Source organism: Vibrio sp. 2433-A1 (genome assembly GCF_056726085.1).
On the sequence record NZ_JBRESC010000003.1, the window covers coordinates 71,423 to 90,785 of the forward strand.

The 19,363-nt window shown below is 45.0% G+C and carries 15 protein-coding genes; 5 read left to right on the forward strand and 10 right to left on the reverse strand.

The genetic code is table 11. The annotated features are described in order from the left end of the window. Positions 1–17 precede the first annotated feature (17 nt). The 4 genes from glmM to rlmE all read right to left on the reverse strand — a co-directional run bounded on the left by glmM (position 18) and on the right by rlmE (position 4,969). Positions 18–1,358 carry a phosphoglucosamine mutase gene (gene glmM, locus ACU01J_RS04205; protein ID WP_481084541.1) on the reverse strand — a complete coding sequence of 447 codons (1,341 nt, stop codon included), beginning with the start codon at positions 1,356–1,358 and terminating at the stop codon, positions 18–20. A gap of 27 nt (positions 1,359–1,385) precedes the next feature. Further along, complete coding sequence (gene folP, locus ACU01J_RS04210; protein WP_481084542.1) at positions 1,386–2,216, reverse strand: dihydropteroate synthase; 831 nt, start codon at positions 2,214–2,216, stop codon at positions 1,386–1,388. A gap of 50 nt (positions 2,217–2,266) precedes the next feature. Further along, a complete protein-coding gene (gene ftsH, locus ACU01J_RS04215; RefSeq protein ID WP_481084543.1) occupies positions 2,267–4,231 on the reverse strand; it encodes an ATP-dependent zinc metalloprotease FtsH in 1,965 nt (654 codons plus the stop codon). A 108-nt stretch (positions 4,232–4,339) separates the two neighbouring features. Further along, positions 4,340–4,969, reverse strand: a complete 630-nt coding sequence (rlmE, locus tag ACU01J_RS04220) for a 23S rRNA (uridine(2552)-2'-O)-methyltransferase RlmE (RefSeq protein WP_481084544.1) — start codon at positions 4,967–4,969, stop codon at positions 4,340–4,342. 113 nt (positions 4,970–5,082) lie between these two features. Here rlmE and yhbY point away from each other — a divergent pair, with 113 nt between their 5' ends. Beyond that, complete coding sequence (gene yhbY / locus ACU01J_RS04225; protein ID WP_134836012.1) at positions 5,083–5,379, forward strand: ribosome assembly RNA-binding protein YhbY; 297 nt, start codon at positions 5,083–5,085, stop codon at positions 5,377–5,379. Between the two features lie 74 nt (positions 5,380–5,453). Here yhbY and greA read toward each other — a convergent pair whose 3' ends face one another. After that, the gene (greA, locus tag ACU01J_RS04230; RefSeq protein WP_481084545.1) at positions 5,454–5,927 is read right to left on the reverse strand and encodes a transcription elongation factor GreA; all 474 of its coding nucleotides are present in this window, start codon (positions 5,925–5,927) and stop codon (positions 5,454–5,456) included. A gap of 546 nt (positions 5,928–6,473) precedes the next feature. Between greA and ACU01J_RS04235 the strand changes: the two genes are divergently transcribed. After that, positions 6,474–7,529: a porin gene (locus ACU01J_RS04235; RefSeq protein WP_481084546.1), complete on the forward strand. Its 1,056-nt coding sequence runs from the start codon at positions 6,474–6,476 to the stop codon at positions 7,527–7,529. A 101-nt stretch (positions 7,530–7,630) separates the two neighbouring features. Continuing rightward, entirely contained in the window at positions 7,631–9,067 is a 1,437-nt protein-coding gene (gene dacB, locus ACU01J_RS04240) for a serine-type D-Ala-D-Ala carboxypeptidase (RefSeq protein ID WP_481084547.1), read from the forward strand. On the opposite strand, the gene ACU01J_RS04245 is transcribed toward dacB, so the two are convergent. Next, positions 9,046–9,891, reverse strand: coding sequence for a magnesium transporter (locus tag ACU01J_RS04245; RefSeq protein WP_481084548.1), 846 nt, complete (start codon positions 9,889–9,891; stop codon positions 9,046–9,048). The genes dacB and ACU01J_RS04245 overlap by 22 nt on opposite strands. A gap of 457 nt (positions 9,892–10,348) precedes the next feature. Continuing rightward, the gene (gene tyrS / locus ACU01J_RS04250; protein WP_481084549.1) at positions 10,349–11,536 is read right to left on the reverse strand and encodes a tyrosine--tRNA ligase; all 1,188 of its coding nucleotides are present in this window, start codon (positions 11,534–11,536) and stop codon (positions 10,349–10,351) included. Positions 11,537–11,664: 128 nt separating this feature from the next. Between tyrS and ACU01J_RS04255 the strand changes: the two genes are divergently transcribed. After that, positions 11,665–12,951 carry a peptidoglycan DD-metalloendopeptidase family protein gene (locus ACU01J_RS04255; RefSeq protein ID WP_481084550.1) on the forward strand — a complete coding sequence of 429 codons (1,287 nt, stop codon included), beginning with the start codon at positions 11,665–11,667 and terminating at the stop codon, positions 12,949–12,951. Between the two features lie 55 nt (positions 12,952–13,006). Here ACU01J_RS04255 and ACU01J_RS04260 read toward each other — a convergent pair whose 3' ends face one another. The 3 genes from ACU01J_RS04260 to erpA form a co-directional block, all read right to left on the reverse strand. Beyond that, positions 13,007–16,123 (reverse strand): efflux RND transporter permease subunit, encoded by a 3,117-nt coding sequence (locus tag ACU01J_RS04260; RefSeq protein WP_481084551.1) that lies wholly within the window; start codon positions 16,121–16,123, stop codon positions 13,007–13,009. Positions 16,124–16,134: 11 nt separating this feature from the next. Then, a complete protein-coding gene (locus ACU01J_RS04265; RefSeq protein ID WP_481084552.1) occupies positions 16,135–17,217 on the reverse strand; it encodes an efflux RND transporter periplasmic adaptor subunit in 1,083 nt (360 codons plus the stop codon). Positions 17,218–17,467: 250 nt separating this feature from the next. Then, positions 17,468–17,809 (reverse strand): iron-sulfur cluster insertion protein ErpA, encoded by a 342-nt coding sequence (gene erpA, locus ACU01J_RS04270; protein ID WP_004410128.1) that lies wholly within the window; start codon positions 17,807–17,809, stop codon positions 17,468–17,470. 252 nt (positions 17,810–18,061) lie between these two features. Here erpA and hemL point away from each other — a divergent pair, with 252 nt between their 5' ends. Then, a complete protein-coding gene (gene hemL, locus ACU01J_RS04275; RefSeq protein ID WP_481084553.1) occupies positions 18,062–19,354 on the forward strand; it encodes a glutamate-1-semialdehyde 2,1-aminomutase in 1,293 nt (430 codons plus the stop codon). Positions 19,355–19,363 lie beyond the last annotated feature (9 nt).

Genomic DNA, 19,363 nt, shown 5'->3' on the forward strand with positions numbered 1-19,363 from the left:
AAAGTTAGCGTTTACTGTTAGAAGCTCGCTTTTACTGCATCAGCAATCTTAAGTGCTGAAGCTTGAACAAGTTCACCATCTTGTCCTTCCACCATGACACGAATCAGTGGCTCAGTACCTGATTTACGTAATAGCACTCGGCCTTTATCACCTAGCTCAGCTTCTACTTCCGCCGTCGCTTGTTTTACGGCCACCGCTTCAAGTGGGTTTGAATCACCTTCAAATCGAACGTTTTCTAGCACCTGCGGGTAGAGTGTCATGCCTTGTGATAAGTCATGCAGAGACATATCGCTGCCGACGACAGAAGCAAGTACTTGCAGTGCAGCTACAATTGCGTCACCTGTGGTTACTTTGTCTAATAGAATAACGTGACCTGAGTTTTCTGCACCGATCTTCCAACCTTTCGCCAGCAATTGCTCCATCACATAACGGTCACCAACAGCGGCACGAACAAATGGAATTCCCAGCTGCTTAAGGCCATTTTCCATACCTAGGTTAGTCATCAATGTGCCAACGACACCGCCTTTTAGCTCACCGCGACGTAGCGCATCACGAGCGATAATATAAGCAATTTGGTCACCGTCGATCTTATTGCCTAAGTGATCGACCATGATGATTCGATCGCCATCACCATCAAAAGCTAGACCAAGAGCAGCACCTTCTTCAACGACACGCTTTTGTAGCGCACGAACATCGGTAGCGCCAACTTCATGGTTGATGTTAGTACCATTTGGCTCAATACCCATGGCAACCACTTCTGCCCCTAGCTCGCTAAATACCGCAGGAGCAATATGGTAAGTCGCGCCATGTGCACAATCGACCACAATTTTTTGACCTGCTAGGCTTAACTCTGTTGGAAAAGTACTCTTACAGAATTCAATGTAACGACCCGCAGCATCGTTAAGTCGCGTCGCTTTACCAAGCAGTGATGACTCAACACACTCAATATCTTTATCTAGCTCAGCTTCAATCGCTAACTCAATATCATCCGGTAGTTTGGTGCCTTCAGATGAGAAAAATTTGATGCCATTATCGTAGTACGGGTTGTGTGATGCTGAGATAACAATGCCAGCTTCAGCTCGAAATGTCTGTGTTAGATAAGCAACAGCAGGCGTTGGCATTGGGCCAGTAAAAGTCGCTTTCAAACCGGCAGCCGCAAGTCCAGCTTCTAGCGCTGACTCCAGCATATAACCTGAAATACGGGTATCTTTACCAATGATCACTTTCTTAGTGCCTTGCTTCGCTAGCACTCGGCCTGCAGCCCAACCTAACTTCAAGACAAAATCAGGAGTAATAGGGTATTGGCCTACTTTGCCACGGACACCATCGGTACCAAAATAACGTCTCTTATCTGACATGGTTATTCCTTTATATTTTTATAATTCTCAATGGTTTGCTTTGACCATTGAGACAATTTTCATAGCATCAAGCGTTTGTTCAAAATCGTGAACACGAATAATTTGTGCGCCCTTCATCGCAGCAATCGTTGCACAGCTGACACTGGCAGCGACACATTCTGCAGGGGCTTTATCAAGTAACTTAAACAGCATCGATTTACGTGACATACCAGCAAGAATTGGTAGGCCAAACTGATGGAACTCTTCAAGATGAGAAAGCATATGATAGTTATGTTCTAGCGTTTTGCCAAAACCAAAACCGGGATCGAGAATCAGCTGTTCGCGTTGAATACCAACTTTCTCACAAGCTTCAATACGTTCTTGCAAAAACTCCCCGACTTCTTTAACTAAGTCTTCGTAGTGAGGGTTTGCTTGCATAGTGCGAGGCTGACCTTGCATATGCATTAAACAAATCGGTAGACCCGCTTGCGCTGCTACTTCTAATGCGCCCGGTTCTTGCAGTGCACGAACATCATTAATGATATCAGCTCCCGCTAGGATAGCTTGGCGCATCACCTCTGCTTTGCTGGTATCAATCGAAATCCACACATCACAATGTTGGCGAATAGCAGTAATAACCGGAATGACACGTTGTAGCTCTTCTTCTAACGCAACATCTGGAGCCCCTGGACGCGTCGACTCACCACCGATATCGATAATGGTCACACCGGCTTCAATCATACGTTTAGCCTGCGTAAGTGCATTATCTAATGTGTCAAACTTACCACCATCAGAGAATGAATCAGGTGTAACGTTAAGAATCCCCATCACTTGGGGCTGGGATAAATCGAGAGATTTATGATTGGCTTTCAAGATCATGATAAATGCAAAAACCCCGAGTTTCCCCGGGGTTTCTCCTTAAGCAATAATTACTCAGAGTCTTTTTTCTCTGGCGCTTCAGTGGTTGTTTCCTCAGAAGCTACTTTTTCTTCTGCTGGTTTATCAGCCGCCTGCTCTGAAGATGCTTCTTCAGCTTTCATTTCTGGCTTTTCTTCAGGTTTGTTGGCGTTATCGCCCCAACCAGCTGGTTCACGAATATCGTCTTTACGTGCCATTAGGTCATCAATTTGACCAGCATCGATCGTTTCGTACTTCATCAGCGCATCTTTCATTGCGTGCATGATATCCATGTTATCTTCAAGGATCTGTCGAGCACGAGCGTAGTTGCGGTCGATGATTTGACGAATCTCTGTGTCGATTAGCTTTGCAGTGTCATCAGACATATGTTTAGTCTGTGTCACGCTACGGCCTAGGAATACTTCACCTTCTTCTTCTGCGTAAAGAAGAGGACCAAGCTTTTCAGAGAAGCCCCATTGAGTCACCATCTTGCGCGCAATATCCGTCGCACGTTCAATATCGTTTGAAGCACCCGTTGATACTTTGTCTGCACCGTAGATTAGCTCTTCAGCAAGACGACCACCGTATAGGCTTGAAACCATAGACTCAAGATGTTGGCGAGACATGCTTACGCGGTCTTGCTCAGGAAGATACATAGTCACACCTAGCGCACGGCCACGTGGAATGATCGACACCTTGTATACAGGATCGTGCTCTGGAACTAGACGACCAACAATTGCGTGACCTGCTTCGTGGTACGCTGTGGATTCTTTAGTCTCTTCAGACATCACCATAGAACGGCGCTCTGCACCCATCATGATCTTGTCTTTAGCCAGTTCAAACTCAACCATAGATACGTTGCGCTTGTTACCGCGAGCCGCGAACAATGCCGCCTCATTCACTAGGTTCGCTAGGTCTGCACCAGAGAAACCAGGTGTACCACGTGCGATTAGAGATGGCTCTACGTCACCTGATAGAGGAACTTTACGCATGTGTACTTTAAGAATCTGTTCACGACCACGTACATCTGGTAGACCAACCACGACTTGACGGTCAAAACGGCCCGGACGCAATAGTGCAGGGTCAAGTACGTCAGGACGGTTAGTCGCGGCGATAACGATAATACCTTCGTTACCTTCGAAACCATCCATCTCAACCAGCATTTGGTTCAGTGTTTGTTCACGTTCATCATGACCACCACCAACACCAGCACCACGCTGACGACCTACCGCATCAATTTCATCGATGAAGATAATACAAGGTGCCGCTTTCTTCGCCTGTTCGAACATGTCACGCACACGAGATGCACCAACACCAACAAACATTTCAACGAAGTCAGAACCTGAAATAGTAAAGAATGGTACTTTCGCTTCACCTGCAATCGCTTTTGCAAGTAGCGTTTTACCGGTACCAGGAGGACCAACCATTAGCACACCCGTTGGAATCTTACCGCCCAGTTTCTGGAAGCGGCTTGGATCACGTAGGTAGTCCACTAGCTCTTTTACATCTTCTTTTGCTTCGTCACAGCCTGCTACATCAGCAAAAGTGGTCTTAATTTGTTCTTCGCTCATCATTCGAGCTTTGCTCTTACCGAAAGACATAGCGCCTTTACCACCGCCGCCTTGCATTTGACGCATGAAGAAAATCCATACACCAATCAGTAAGATCATAGGGAACCAAGAAATAAAGATAGTACCTAGTAGGCTTTGCTCTTCAGGAGGTGTGCCTTGTACTTTCACATTCTGGTTAATTAGGTCATCAAGGAGCTTTTGGTCGTAGACTGGCATGTAAGTAACATAACGCGCGCCGCCGCCACGACGAGTGAAACTAATCTCACCGTCTTTAAAAGTTGCTTCCTGAATCTGGCCTTGGCCAACTTCCTGTACAAACGTGGTGTAATCCACCGCTCTGCCATTGCTCTCTCCAGGGCCAAAGCTCTGGAAAACCGACATCAATACGACAGCGATAACAAGCCACAGAATTAAATTTTTTGCCATGTCACTCAAGGTGTCAGCCTCTCGATAACTAATTGTAATTAAAGGTAGGGTACTACAGTTTATAACCTGTAGCTATAGTGTTAACTCGGCCATTAGAGGCCAAAATAGTTAACCTTTGTAACCAGTGGCTACAACAAAGACTTCTCGTGAGCGAGCTCTCGATGAGTCGGGTTTTCGGATTTTCACAGCTTTAAACATGTTACGAGCTTCTTTCACAAATTGATCGAAGCCTTCACCCTGGAAAACCTTTACAACAAAGCTACCATTAGGTGCTAGAACTTGTCGACACATATCTAAAGCCAATTCAACTAAATACATAGCACGCGGCTGATCGACAGAGTTATTGCCAGCAATGTTTGGTGCCATATCCGACATTACGACGTCCACCATTGAAGGTTGTATACGTTCAAGTAATGCTTCAAGTACCGCTTCATCACGGAAATCACCTTGTAAAAAGCTTACGCCAGCAATTGGGTCCATAGGAAGTAGGTCACATGCTATGATCTGTCCTTCTTCACCTATTATCTTAGCAGCATATTGAGACCAACCGCCCGGAGCTGCGCCAAGATCGACAACTGTCATGCCTGGTTTTAGCAGTTTATCCTTGGTTTGGATCTCTTCAATTTTGAAATAAGCGCGTGAACGATAGCCTTTTTTTCTCGCTTCGTTAGCGTACTTATCATCAAAATGCTCTTTCAACCAGCGACCAGAACTGGCCGAGTGTTTCTGTTTACTCATTGGTTTCCTAATAGCTAGAGGGAACAACTAACCTAATAAATTATAGTCTTCAGGGTTAGATGGCGTTAAAATGGTATTTTTCAACCCTTATATTAAAGAAAATTGGCCGCGTAATGAACTTAAGCACTAAACAAAAGCAGCATCTAAAAGGCCTAGCGCACAGTCTAAAACCTGTTGTGCTTATGGGCGCTAACGGACTAACTGAAGCTGTTCTAGCGGAAATCGAAATTGCCCTTAACCACCACGAGCTGATCAAAGTGAAAGTTGCGTCTGAAGACCGCGACACAAAAAACTTGATCATTGAAGCTATCGTTCGTGAGACTGGCGCAGAAAAAGTACAAGTCATTGGTAAAACTCTTGTGCTGTTCCGCCAAGGCGAAGAGCGTAAAATCGAATTGCCACGTAAGTAATTTTACGTCATTCGGCAATAAAAAAGGTCGCTAATGCGACCTTTTTTGATATTTATGCAATAGATATTACTAGTTTAGAGATACTCTACGCGATCAATTTCAAAATCACGATCACCGCCCGGTGTCGAAATGACCACTTCGTCACCTTCCATCTTACCGATTAGACCACGTGCGATTGGCGAGCTTACTGAAATACGGCCAGCTTTAATGTCCGCTTCGTCATCACCAACAATCTGGTAAGTTTTCTCTTCTTCAGTGTCACAGTCAATTAGAGTCACTGTTGAACCAAAGATAACTTTACCTGAGTTGTCCATCTTAGTTACGTCAATAACTTGAGCCACAGACAGCTTGTATTCGATATCACGAATCTGTGCTTCACAGATACCTTGCTCTTCACGTGCAGCGTGGTATTCAGCGTTCTCTTTTAGATCGCCAAGTTCACGAGCTTCTGCAATTGCTTCAGAAATCTGTGGACGAAGCTTTAATAAACGGTCTAATTCTACACGTAGCTGCTGTTCGCCACGTTGCGTCATTGGGACTTTTTCCATTATGTACCTCTTTGCCAAAGCAATCTTTGGACAAAACAAAACTACCTAATCCGATGGACTAGGTAGTGTATTAACTAACAATTTCTTCTAGTGTAAACAAACTTGGCAACTAAATCACCTTAAATCAACCCCGGCCCAAAAAGTGAGATCGGTGCCAAATTAACCAACACTATAAAAAACTTCAAAAAACTTCAAAAACTCTAACTCAAACATCATTGAATAAAAAAAAACTAAAACCACTTCAAAGCAAAATACAATTAAAAAACGAAGAAAAATTAAAAAAAAACAATAACTTGATACCTTTACCACTAAAAATAAAACACCGTTCATAATCGCCTTTTATATCGTTTTACTACCCCATAGCGGAACTTTAACGGTAAAACGTTGCTCAGCAATTACTCATGCGTGTTTTTAGATGCTTCGTAATTTTGACATCAGTCTCACATATGAACATTGATTCACTGGAGTAATAAGTAGAGGATAACCCTACGTGAGTTATCACTCGCAAAAACAACTATTTATGGACAGTAAATTAGGACTAATAAGATGAACAAAACTCTGATTGCTCTAGCAGTTTCAGCTGCAGCAGTGGCGACAGGTGCAGTAGCGGCTGACGGTAAACAAGCTAGCGGTATCGACGGTACTTCTGTATACAGCTCAAACGGCAACTCTCTAGAGATCGGCGGTCGTGCTGAAGCTCGTATGTCTCTAAAAGATGGTAAATCTGAAGACAAAACACGTGTACGTCTAAACTTCAAGGGTAAGACTCAAATCAACGATGACCTATACGGTGTTGGCTTCTACGAAGGTGAGTTTGTAACAAACCCGGCTACAGTGAAAGATGTTAACGGTAACAATGTAACTGTTGATTCTCTAGACAACCGTTACGCATACGCTGGTATCGGCGGTAACTTCGGTGAAGTCACTTACGGTAAAAATGATGGTGCGCTAGGCGTAATCACTGACTTTACTGATATCATGTCTTACCACGGTAACTCTGCTGCTTATAAAATTGCTGTTGCAGACCGCACAGACAACATGGTTTCTTACAAAGGTCAATTTGCTGACTTAGGTGTTAAAGCAAGCTACCGCTTTGCTGACCGCGAAGACAACACAGTTACTGGTGGTTACACTGATAATAAACAAGACGGCTACTCTCTATCTGCTATCTACGCTCTAGGTGATACTGGTCTTAAACTTGGTGGTGGTTACGCTGATCAAGACGAGCAAAACGAATACATGCTTGCTGCATCTTACCGCATTAGCGATTTCTACTTCGCAGGTACATTCACAGACGGTGAACTAGCGAAAGACAACGGTGATTACACTGGTTACGAATTCGCAACTGCGTACACGCTGGAGAAAACTGCATTCACTCTGACGTACAACAATGCTGAATTCGACAACGAAACTGCTGCAGATAATGTTGCAATCGATGCGACTTACTACTTCAAGCCTAACTTCCGTACTTACATCTCATACAACTTCAACCTAATCAGTGAAGGCGACAATTTTGGTGATACGAAGAACCTAACTACAGGTCAGGCAACTAAAGCACAAGCTGAAGACGAGCTAGCAATCGGTCTACGTTACGACTTCTAATTTGTGGCTTAATGTCATAAATCTAAAACGCCCGCTCTCTAGCGGGTGTTTTTTTTCCTCGTTATACTGAAACTTCCCGACTCAATAGTGGCTCTTTAACTATGCGACACTCCTTACAGCAACTCTCTCTCGCTTTATTAGCGCTTTTTCTCCCTGCATTAGCCGTAGCGTCTTCGTACTCTCCACTCAACGAATTGCCTCAAGGCAGTCGCGCAGCACTTAAAGTGCAAGGACTATCGAATAATCAAAGCTATATCACCACTGATAATCAAAGCCAGTTTTTTCCACCAGCCAGTACCCTAAAAATCGTCACGGCTTTAGCTGCAAAACTAGAACTTGGAGATGACTTCTATTATCAAACCAGTATCGATAAATCAGGCAAAGACATTGTTATTCGCTTTAGTGGCGACCCGACCTTAACTACACAAGATCTTAAGCAGCTCCTCACCACGATGCGAGATGCTGGCATAAAATCAATTCAAGGAGATTTGTGGTTAGACAATAGCGCGTTTACTGGCTATGACCGTGCCGTCGGTTGGCCGTGGGATATCCTTGGCGTCTGCTATAGTGCTCCAGCAAGTGCTATAACTCTCGATCATAACTGTGTCCAAGCTTCCATTTATAGCCAAAATGATGGCAAAACTAGGGTTTATGTCCCGGAGCATCAACCAATCTATGTAACGACACAGGCAGCCAGCGTCTCTAAAAGTGAGCAAGAGAGCCTTCAGTGCGATTTAGAACTCCTCACCTCTCCAGACAATCATTACCAATTGCAAGGATGCCTGCAGCAACGTAGTAAGCCGTTACCGCTTAAGTTTGCGGTGCAAGATCCTTCCCTCTATACCCAACGCATCATTTATACACTGCTTTCTCAGCTAAATATTACCCTTAAGGGAAGCATTAAGATCGGCCCAGGTGAACAGCAAGGTAAGACACTAGCGATCCATAACTCACAGCCTCTTCCACAATTACTCGAGATGATGCTACATAAATCAGACAACTTAATTGCTGATAATCTAACTAAAACCATTGGTGCTAAGTTCTATATACAGCCTGGAAGTTTTGGTAATGGTACTCAAGCGATCAAGCAGATCTTATTTGCTAACACAGGGATTGATATCGAACACACGCCACTGGCGGATGGATCTGGCTTATCACGCAACAACCGCTTTACCAGCCAAAATATGGCCGCAGTTTTACGCTATATCTGGCAACATGATGATGAGTTAAATCTGATTTCGTTAATGCCAACTTCTGGTACAAATGGCACATTAAAATACCGCCGTAGTATGCGTGAAGCGCCAGTTAAAGGTGAGATCACCGCCAAAAGTGGCTCGCTATACGGCAGTTCAAATATGGCAGGATTTGGGTTAGATAAATCAGGCAAGCCAAGCACACTGTTTGTTCAGTTTGTCTCAGACTACCATCCACCTCAAGTAAAGAGCGACAGTAAACCTACCGTCGCTCCAATTACTCAATTTGAAACTTTGTTCTATCAAGATGTGGTGAACTTCAGTCAGGCAATGCCTAAAAAGTAATTCACCACCGAGAAATAGATCCACATCCCCGAGATATCGACAATTGATGCTAACACTGGGCTCACCAATACGGCTGGGTCCAGTTTAAACGCTCTGGCCAAGATAGGCAGTAACCCGCCCAACGTAGTCGACATGGTCACTTGAATAAACAGCGCCACCGCAATCGCTAAAGCAATAAGGTTAAGGTCAAAACCACCTATAGAACTGGCATCACTGAAGAGTATAATTCGACCAACAATCACTAACGCGATAGCCAGCGCTAAACATAAAGCCACTCTACTCTCTTTCCAAAATACCGCTAGCCATTGGCGTTTACGCAGCTCCCCAGTTGCTAGCGCTCGAATAACCAAGGTCGCCGCCTGAGTGCCGGTATTTCCCCCTGCCGCCGCAATAACTGGCATGTAAATCGCTAAAAGTACAAGCTGGCTTAAAGTATCTTCATACTGGGAAATAATCAGCCCAGATACTATGCCTAGTAACGCTAGAGCGATGATCCAACCGATACGCTGCTTAACATGCTCAATCACCGTAGTATCGAGATAGCTGCTTGATGTCTCTACTTCAGAATGGATGAAACCAAGCTGGTGAGCGTAATGCCTTGCTAGCTTGTCATGTCCTTCCACTTCTAACGCCGAAATCAACTGTTGCACGTAACCAATAGAACAGTGGTGAAGTATGGCTACCGCTTCTTCAACAGGCATTACCGTTAATAGGTGAACTTGTTGAGTTTGCTCATAACGCAAAAATGCATTGCGAGCGGCCCCGATCTCTTCGTTGGAAAAGTGAGGTGTATTTTCAATGTAAGTATTGCTCATTACCGTCATGGCGAATCTCCCGATTGGCAATAGGTAACGACCATCAAACACCAGCTAACCAACAAATATGGCAGTGCTGACGAAGTTAGAATACGACTAACTACGATCACTAAACAGTTCAGTGAAGCTAGCTGAGTATTTAAGTACTAGTTTTCATGGAGAAAAATGAGAGGAATCAGAGAAAAGCGGACTGCTCTACCACATAGGTAGAGGCGAATATGACAATACCGATGAGGTTTATTTTTCTCCCTTGATACTAGGAGGATGGTCGATATTGTTCATAAAAGTCTCCGAATAAACTGCTGTAATAGCAGCGCGGGCATAGTAACAAAACCCAAACTGAAAATCAGTCACTTTAAGCAAAAAAACACAACATTTGACCGAGTTATAAGTTGAATAGCACATATAAAAAAAGCGCCTAATTAGGCGCTTTAATTGGCAGTCAGCTCAATGACTTGATCATCGATTACTTGATAGTAATACGAGCAAACTTACGCTTACCAACTTGGAATACGTATGTGCCTGCTTGTGGTGCAAATTTAGCGTCTGCGACCTTCTCACCTTCAATCTTCGCTGCGCCCTGCTTAACCATACGCATCGCTTCTGAAGTAGACGTACATAGGCCAGCTTCTTTAAGAAGATTGCTCACAGGAAGACCTGCATCGAACTCAAACTCTGGCATTTCGTCAGGAATTTGGTTCTTAGCAAAACGGTTTACAAACTCTTGCTCTGCAGCGTCAGCATCAGCTTCACTGTGGAAACGTGCGATGATCTCTTTTGCTAGTGCAACTTTCACATCACGTGGGTTTTGGCCCGCTTCAACGTCAGCTTTAAGCTGTGCTACTTCGTCAAGAGGACGGAAAGAAAGCAAGTCGTAGTAGTTCCACATTAGGTCATCTGAGATCGACATGATCTTACCAAACATCTCGCTTGGTGCTTCGCTGATACCAATGTAGTTATTGGCAGATTTAGACATCTTCTTCTCGCCGTCTAGACCAACAAGAAGAGGCATCATTAGAACCGCTTGAGGCTTTTGACCATTCGCTTTTTGCAGTTCACGGCCCATTAACAGGTTGAACTTCTGGTCTGTACCACCAAGCTCTACGTCTGTTTCCATTGCTACTGAGTCATAACCTTGTAGGAGTGGATACATAAACTCATGGATAGCAATTGGCTGACCGCCAGCATAACGCTTTTTAAAGTCATCACGCTCAAGCATACGAGCAACCGTTTGGTTAGCTGCAAGGCGAATCATACCTTCAGCACCTAGCTCAGATAGCCATTCAGAGTTAAACTGAATCTTTGTTTTCGCTGGATCTAGGATCTTAAACACCTGTTCTTTGTACGTCTCAGCGTTACGTAGAACATCTTCACGGCTTAGCGGTGGACGAGTGTTGTTTTTGCCCGTTGGGTCACCGACCATCGCGGTAAAATCACCGATAAGGAAAGTAACATCGTGGCCTAGTTCCTGAAATGCACGAAGCTTATTGAAAATAACTGTATGGCCTAAGTGGATATCCGGTGCAGTTGGATCGGCGCCTAGCTTAATGCGAAGAGGTCGACCCTCTTTCAATTTAGCAATCAGTTCTTCTTCTGGAATTAGCTCTTCAACACCGCGCTTAATCTCTGCTAGTGCAGCTTCAATGCTCGCCATTCTTGTTCACTCCCACAGATTTGGCAAAAATTTAATAGTTTGCCATCTTACTTGAATAGCGATGCTTTTTGAAACCAGTTAGACTAAGAAGCTTAGCTTTTTTACGAATTTTTTAGAACGGACATAAGATGTTGTCGCTTTTCGCTCGACTTCCATGGATTCACCGAGCTCTCATCGCTTTTTTTAGCGCCATTATTGTTGTCGCGCTGTTTCTTCCTGCACCGAAAGATCTACGTGAGGAAGACAGCAATTACCAAATCGGCAAGGCTTACCCGATCGAAATTGATCAAGGGATATTCGCAGAGCAATCTTCACTACCTACACTTGCTGTACTACGTTGGGAAAAACACACCATAGGCTCCGGTGATAGTATGGCTTTGCTGTTTCAACGTGCCGGTCTATCTTCTCGCCTACTGTATGAGCTCACGTCGACCAACAAAGATATTGAGCGTCAGTTAACGCGAGTAAGACCTGGTGACTCTTTTCAGTTTGGTTTTGATGCGGACAATCAACTGATTCAAATTAAGCGTCAACTTAGCCCTTATGAAGCTTTCTTAGTCACTAAGTCTGATAATGGCTACACCTCCACCATTGATAAAAAAGACGTCCACTTTCAATATAACTACGCCGAAGCCAAGATTACGTCCAACTTCTGGAATGCGGGTATGAGCGCTGGTTTGACCGCCAATCAAATTATGGAGCTGGCTGGGATTTTTGGTTGGGATATCGATTTCGCACTCGACATTCGTAATGGCGATAACTTTAAAATCCTCTACCAAGAAAAAGTGGTCGAAGGCGAAGTGGTTGGTCGAGGTAAAATCATCGCAGCGATCTTTACTAACCAAGGTGATACCTTTACTGCCATCCGTGATGATAAGAGCGGAAATTACTATGATGAAAACGGCCGTGCGATGAAGAAAGCCTTTTTGCGCTCGCCGCTTGATTTCCGTCGTGTAACATCAAACTTTAACCCAACTCGCCGCCACCCTGTGACGGGTAAAGTCCGAGCGCACCGTGGTACAGACTACGCAGCACCAGTAGGCACTCCAATTTGGGCGGCTGGTGACGGTATTGTTCAGAAGTCTAGCTACAACCAATTCAATGGTAACTACGTATTTATCAAGCACAGTAATACTTATATTACCAAGTACTTACACCTAACTAAACGTACGGTCAAAACGGGTCAACGTGTCAAACAGGGACAGACCATTGGTACTTTGGGCGGTACGGGTCGTGTGACAGGACCTCACCTGCATTATGAGTTCCTCGTCAATGGGGTGCATAAAAACCCACGTACTGTGAAGTTACCTCAGTCGAAGTCTTTAACTGGTAAAACAAAGGCTACCTTTATTGCTAATGCGAAAATCAGATTAGAGAAGTTAGATAGGTATGGTGAACTGCTCGCCACACAATAAATGCCAATAAAAAGACCCGCCTAGTGCGGGTCTGTTGCTATTTAATTATCTTAGTCTAATCAGCCTCTATCACTGCATTGGCTTGTTCTTCTACCTTGTGCTGCTTACCTAACATTAATAAACACGGAGTTAGGACTAAGGTCAGAACCGTAGCAAATGCCAACCCACCCGCAACTGCAGTAGCAAGCTGTGACCACCACTGAGTACTCGGCGCACCAAACTCAATCTTCTGGTTAATTAAGTCGATATTCATCTCGAGCACCATAGGTAGCAAGCCAAGAATCGTCGTCACTGTCGTGAGTAACACTGGGCGTAGACGCTGGACACCAGTACGCAATATCGCTTCTCGTTTATCCAGTCCACGTTTTAGCAACTGATTGTATGTATCAATCAAAACGATATTGTTATTGACCACTATGCCGGCTAAGGCAATCACACCAATACCCGACATAATGATGCCAAATGGTTTTTGAAAGACTAGCAAACCCACAAATACACCGACGGTTGAGAACAACACGGCACTTAGAATCAAGAATGCCTGATAGAAGCTATTAAATTGAGTAATCAATATCAGCGCCATCACAACAAGTGCAACCATAAACGCATTTTGTAAGAAGGCAGAAGAGTTCTCTTGCTCCTCGTTCTGTCCGCGGATCTTAAACTCCACACCGGAAGGCAAATCAAGCTGTGCGACTGCCTCCTCTATCTTGGGCAGTTCTAGCGCTAAGTTATAGCCCTCTTTCATATCAGCCATTATGTTGATCACGCGATGACCATCAATACGGCGGATTGTGTCTTGCTTATGTTCAGGAACAATATTGGCAAAGTTGGTGATCGGCACCAATCCAGCGGGCGTTTTTACCCGCAACTGATCGAACCGCCCAATATCGCGCTTCTCTTCTGGATAACGAACCAGAATATCTACTTCTTCGGTAGCGTCATCTGGCAGGTAGTCGCCAATTTTGAGGCCATTCGTTACAAACTGAACCGTATTGCCAACCAGTGTGGCATCGGCTGCAAAACGAGAGGCGTCATCACGGCGAATATCAATCTGCCAGTCGATACCTTCTTTACTGGAGGTATCGCTGATATTGGTAAACGCAGGGTGGTTGTCTGCCCACTGTCTGACTAACTTAGCCGCGTTGTCTAACTCACCTGGGATGCGAGCAGACATTTCGATCACTAGGTCGTGAGCCACCGGAGGACCAGCGTCTGGGAACTTATATTCAATCTCGACCCCTGCATAATGATCGGTTTTCTGTTTCAGCTCTTCAATGATGGTTTTCACTTTACGTCGATACTGCCAGTCAACTGGGGTAATCTGAATCTGACCGATTTCGTCATCTCCACCAGTACGTGTATAAACACTTTCGAACTCATCATGGCCAAGCATTACTGCTTCAATGTCGCGCATAATCACGTCTTTCTCATCTAGAGATAAATCGCCATACGAGCGTACTTTTACGGTAAAGAATGGCGGATCGACTTCAGGGAAAAACTCCGCGCCAAGCCCTGCTTTGGCATAGGTAAAGCCCACTGCAATAGTGAGTAAAATAGCACTAAACAGGATTTTTAGCGGATGCTTGAGCGCAATATCTAAGGTATGGAAATAGAGTTTGGTCAGCCCTGTCGCTTTAGAAAAATCACCATCGTGCAACGCCACCATTTTCTCGCGTTGTTCTTTAGTTACATGTTGCGGTCGGCCAATCAAACTACCTAACACAGGCACCAGTAGTAGCGCCATGGCTAGCGAAGCACTGAGCGTTGCGATCAACGTTAACGGCAAGTACTTCATAAACTCACCGGTGACATCAGGCCAGAATAGTAACGGAGCGAATGCAGCTAGTGTTGTTGCCGTTGATGCGGTAATCGGCCAAGCCATGCGCTTAGCGGCATCTCGGTACGCTTCTCGCCTCGGCGTCCCCTCTTGCATGCGCCTATCAGCAAACTCGGTAACAACAATCGCGCCATCCACCAGCATGCCCACGGCCATGATCAATGAGAACAGCACCACAATATTGACCGTGAGGCCAAATACGGAAAGCACTAATAAACCGGTCAGGAAAGAACCTGGGATCGACACTCCAACCAGAAATGCGGTTCTGACGCCTAAGATAGCAATGATAACAATCACCACTAATATGATCGCTGACAAGATGTTGTTTTGCAGATCGTTGAGCATCACTTTGACGTCTTTCGACTGATCCCAAGTGTACTTAACCAATAAGTTATTCGGCCATTCAGGGCGCTTCTGCGCTTCTTCAAATACCAGCTTAATCAAGTCAACGGTTTCAATGATGTTCTCGCCAGCACGCTTTTTCACATCCATAACGATGGCTGATTTGCCATCCAATCGTGCATAACTTTCAGGATCTCGGAATGCTCGTCTAACTGTTGCAACATCGCCAAAGGTAATCACTTGCTTACCGTCGACTTTAACCGGCAGATCCAGCACATCTTTCAATGAATCAAAGACCGATGGCACTTTGACTGAAAAACGCCCATAACCGGTATCAACAAAGCCTGCGGCAACCACACGGTTATTCAGTGCAATGAGGTTGTAGATATCCGCTTGATCAAGACCGTAGCTTTCCATCAGCAGCGGATCGACGATGATCTCAACAATATCTTCTCGATCACCGGCAATATCGACTTCAAGGATCTGACGATAGCTTTCCAGTTTGTCTCTTATCTGACGAGAAATTTGTACAATGGTTCTTTCCGGCACGGTGCCATAAAGTACCACGGATAACGCTGGCTCTTCCGAGGCTAGCGTCACTTCATTTACCGTTGGCTCATCACTGTCACTAGGCAGCTTAGGCTTAGCTAAGTCGACCGCTTCACGGACATCTGCCATCGCTTTATTCAAATCGACACCAACACTAAACTCAAGCATGACCGAAGCGTGGCCTTCTGAGGCAGTAGAGGTCATCTCTTTCACCCCTTCAATCGCTCGCAGCTCTTGTTCGATAGGTCGAACTAGCAATCGCTCAGCATCGTTAGGGGAAATACCTTGGTGACCAACCGAAACATAAATAATCGGGATAGTGATATCCGGGCTCGATTCTTTAGGAATGGTGATATAAGTGACGATACCTGCCAGTAAAATGAATATCAGCAATACCATCATGGTGCGAGTACGCGACATCGCGGCATCAATTAATGCAAACATAATTGTGCCTCCTAGTTTTGCTGTTCAACGGCGATGACTTGGTCACCATCACGCACAAAACCTTGTCCAGTCGTAACGATATTGACTCTCTCACCAAGACCGGTTAGCCAAACACCATCTTGCTCGGCCTTTACCAGCTGGATAGGCACAAACTCGATATGTTCTTTGACTAATGTTTTGACGCCTAGATTGCCGGCCTCATCAAGCGCCAACATTGCAGGGGTAATCTTAATCGCCAACTGTTCTTGTAGGTTTAATGTCACTTCGGCGCTAATACCGGCTGGGATTTTCTGCTTGGGGTTGGCCATTTCGATTTCAATTGGGAAGGTATTGGTCGAAGAAGATGAAACACGCGAAATGTAGCGCACTGTCCCCATCGCTTCTTGGCCATTAATAAAGCGCACTTTAGCTTGTTGATCAGCGAGCAAGTCTTGAATATGACGCTCACTGACATCCGCTTCAATAATAATTTTTTCTAGATCAATCAGCGTCGCTACCGGATCGCCAACGCCAACAAAGTCACCTTTCTCGATAAACAAATGATCCACCACGCCACCAAAAGGAGCGGTAACGGATGTGTTTCTTAATGCAATTTTGGCATTACTGACGCTTGCCTTGGCTTCGACTAATCCAGCTTGGGCATTGGTAAATGCGACTTCACCTTGTAGACCCTTACTCTTCAGTGATTGGGCCGCTTTATACTCTTTTTCTTTTACTTTCAGCATCGCTTGAGCACGCTGAAGTTGAATCTCGAGATCGCCTTTATCAATCAGGGCAATAACCTGACCTTGCTTAACGCTGTCCCCTTTTCTCACTTTAAGCTGAATGATCTTGCCAGCAATTTCAGCGCCTAACTTAGCTTGTTTGTTCGGCGCAGTGCGGCCATAGAGATCTATCGACTTATGCGTCGATTGGGCGGTAAAGGTGGTAAAGGCCACTTTAGCCAGTGGAATCTGTTCCATTTCCTTCTGAGGAGCCATGTCTTCGGCATTCAACATACCTACACCAAGCCACAGTGTCAGTATTGTTACCAGAATCACAGAGATCAAATAGGGGCGAACTGCGAAAAAACGCAGTAGAGAGATACTAGCCATAACTGTCCTTAGTGTTGCTACTTAGTATTTAGATACGCGTAAAATGCGGTTAAACATCATCCTTTATGTATTGCAGCTCAGAACTAAACGAGAACTATTAATCAGGATATAAATTAACCAGTGAAAAATAAAATACAGTTGGACAGTAATTAAGGTCAGGTCTCAGTTTCTGGAATTATCACGAAACTAAGATAAAAAGTATTAGATAAAACAAAGGCTGCGAATGCAGCCTTAAGCAAATGATTAGTGATTAAACACTGAATGATGCACCGCAGCCACAGGTTGTTGTCGCATTCGGGTTGTTCACAAAGAAGCGCGCTCCTTCTAGGCCTTCAGTGTAATCGACTTGACCACCAACTAGGTATTGTAAGCTCATAGGGTCAACAACTAATGTTACGCCGCTATTTACGATTGTTGTGTCACCTTCATTGACGCTCTCGTCAAAAGTGAAACCGTATTGGAAACCGCTACAGCCACCACCCGTGATGTAAACGCGCAGTTTTAGATTCGGATTTTCTTCTTCAGCAATCAGCGCCCCAACTCGGTTAGCGGCTGCGTCTGAAAATGTTAGTGGGATATTTACTTCGCTCACGATGACCTCTCTCAGTCGTCTACACCCAGACCGCTCTCACCGTCTGGAGTTTTCTATTCTAATATTAGGCTGATTATCTAATACCTGAGTGAAGCGTTCAAGTATTCACCACTTTTGAAGCTATTTTTTACGCAAAAACTGGTCTATTTGCTGCCAAAGTACTCAGAATGTGGCGCAAAGCGTTTTATTGAATTGGATTGGGCAGGTACAATGCGAGCCAAATTGGTCCGAGCAATCAAAAGAGGATATCCCATGACCAAATCAGCAGATCTATTTCAAAAAGCACAACAAACCATTCCTGGTGGAGTGAACTCTCCAGTACGTGCTTTTAATGGCGTTGGCGGCGCACCGATTTTCGTTGAGCGTGCTGATGGCCCTTTGATTTTTGATGCTGATGGCAAGGCGTACATTGACTACGTTGGTTCTTGGGGTCCTATGATTCTAGGTCACAACCATGCTGTGATCCGTGAAGCAGTTATCGATGCAGCGCAGCGTGGCCTTAGCTTTGGCGCTCCTACCGAGATGGAAATCGCTATGGCTGAGCTGGTGTCAGAGCTAGTGCCATCAATGGAGCAAATTCGCATGGTGAGCTCAGGTACAGAAGCGACGATGAGTGCGATTCGCCTGGCTCGTGGATACACTGGTCGCGACAAAATCATGAAGTTCGAAGGTTGTTACCACGGTCACGCAGATAGCCTACTAGTTAAAGCAGGTTCTGGTGCACTAACACTAGGTCAACCAAGCTCTCCAGGTGTACCAGCAGACTTTGCAAAGCATACCCTAACCGCAACGTTCAACGATCTTGACTCTGTACGTGAGCTGTTCGCGGCAAACAAAGGTGAAATCGCTTGTATCATTGTTGAGCCAGTTGCGGGCAACATGAACTGTATTCCACCAGTAGAAGGCTTCCACGAAGGTCTTCGTCAAATCTGTGATGAGGAAGGCGCACTACTCATCTTTGATGAAGTAATGACCGGCTTCCGCGTTGCTCTTGGTGGCGCTCAAGGTTACTACAACATCAAACCAGACCTAACTACGCTAGGTAAAGTGATTGGTGGCGGTATGCCAGTAGGCGCGTTTGGTGGCCGTAAAGAAGTGATGCAATACATCGCCCCAACAGGTCCAGTTTACCAAGCAGGTACACTTTCAGGTAACCCAGTTGCAATGGCAGCGGGTTTTGCTTGTCTTAACCTACTAAAAGAAGAAGGTAACGAGAAACGCCTTGCTTCTAAGACTAAACAACTGGCTGATGGCTTTAAAGCACTGGCAGAGAGCCACGGTATACCATTGGTTGTTAACCAAGTGGGCGGTATGTTTGGTTTCTTCTTCACTGAGCAAGAGACAATCACTCGCTACGAAGACGTCACTAAGTGTGATATAGAACGCTTTAAGCGCTTCTTCCACCTAATGCTTAAGCACGGTGTTTACCTAGCACCTTCAGCATTTGAAGCAAGCTTTACTTCACTAGCACACGGCAGTAAAGAAATTGAAGCAACGCTAGAAGCGGCAGACCGCTGCTTTTCTATTCTTGCTCAAGAAGCTTAATCAGCGCCA

Bases quoted from the DNA above. Each gene is read 5' to 3' on its own strand.
- ACU01J_RS04235 (WP_481084546.1), top strand. From the start codon at position 6,474: ATGAACAAAACTCTGATTGCTCTAGCAGTTTCAGCTGCAGCAGTGGCG.
- folP (WP_481084542.1), bottom strand. From the start codon at position 2,216: ATGATCTTGAAAGCCAATCATAAATCTCTCGATTTATCCCAGCCCCAA.
- ACU01J_RS04245 (WP_481084548.1), bottom strand. From the start codon at position 9,891: ATGACGGTAATGAGCAATACTTACATTGAAAATACACCTCACTTTTCC.
- rlmE (WP_481084544.1), bottom strand. From the start codon at position 4,969: ATGAGTAAACAGAAACACTCGGCCAGTTCTGGTCGCTGGTTGAAAGAG.
- hemL (WP_481084553.1), top strand. From the start codon at position 18,062: ATGACCAAATCAGCAGATCTATTTCAAAAAGCACAACAAACCATTCCT.
- ACU01J_RS04255 (WP_481084550.1), top strand. From the start codon at position 11,665: ATGTTGTCGCTTTTCGCTCGACTTCCATGGATTCACCGAGCTCTCATC.
- greA (WP_481084545.1), bottom strand. From the start codon at position 5,927: ATGGAAAAAGTCCCAATGACGCAACGTGGCGAACAGCAGCTACGTGTA.
- glmM (WP_481084541.1), bottom strand. From the start codon at position 1,358: ATGTCAGATAAGAGACGTTATTTTGGTACCGATGGTGTCCGTGGCAAA.
- ACU01J_RS04260 (WP_481084551.1), bottom strand. From the start codon at position 16,123: ATGTTTGCATTAATTGATGCCGCGATGTCGCGTACTCGCACCATGATG.
- ftsH (WP_481084543.1), bottom strand. From the start codon at position 4,231: ATGGCAAAAAATTTAATTCTGTGGCTTGTTATCGCTGTCGTATTGATG.
- yhbY (WP_134836012.1), top strand. From the start codon at position 5,083: ATGAACTTAAGCACTAAACAAAAGCAGCATCTAAAAGGCCTAGCGCAC.
- dacB (WP_481084547.1), top strand. From the start codon at position 7,631: ATGCGACACTCCTTACAGCAACTCTCTCTCGCTTTATTAGCGCTTTTT.
- ACU01J_RS04265 (WP_481084552.1), bottom strand. From the start codon at position 17,217: ATGGCTAGTATCTCTCTACTGCGTTTTTTCGCAGTTCGCCCCTATTTG.
- tyrS (WP_481084549.1), bottom strand. From the start codon at position 11,536: ATGGCGAGCATTGAAGCTGCACTAGCAGAGATTAAGCGCGGTGTTGAA.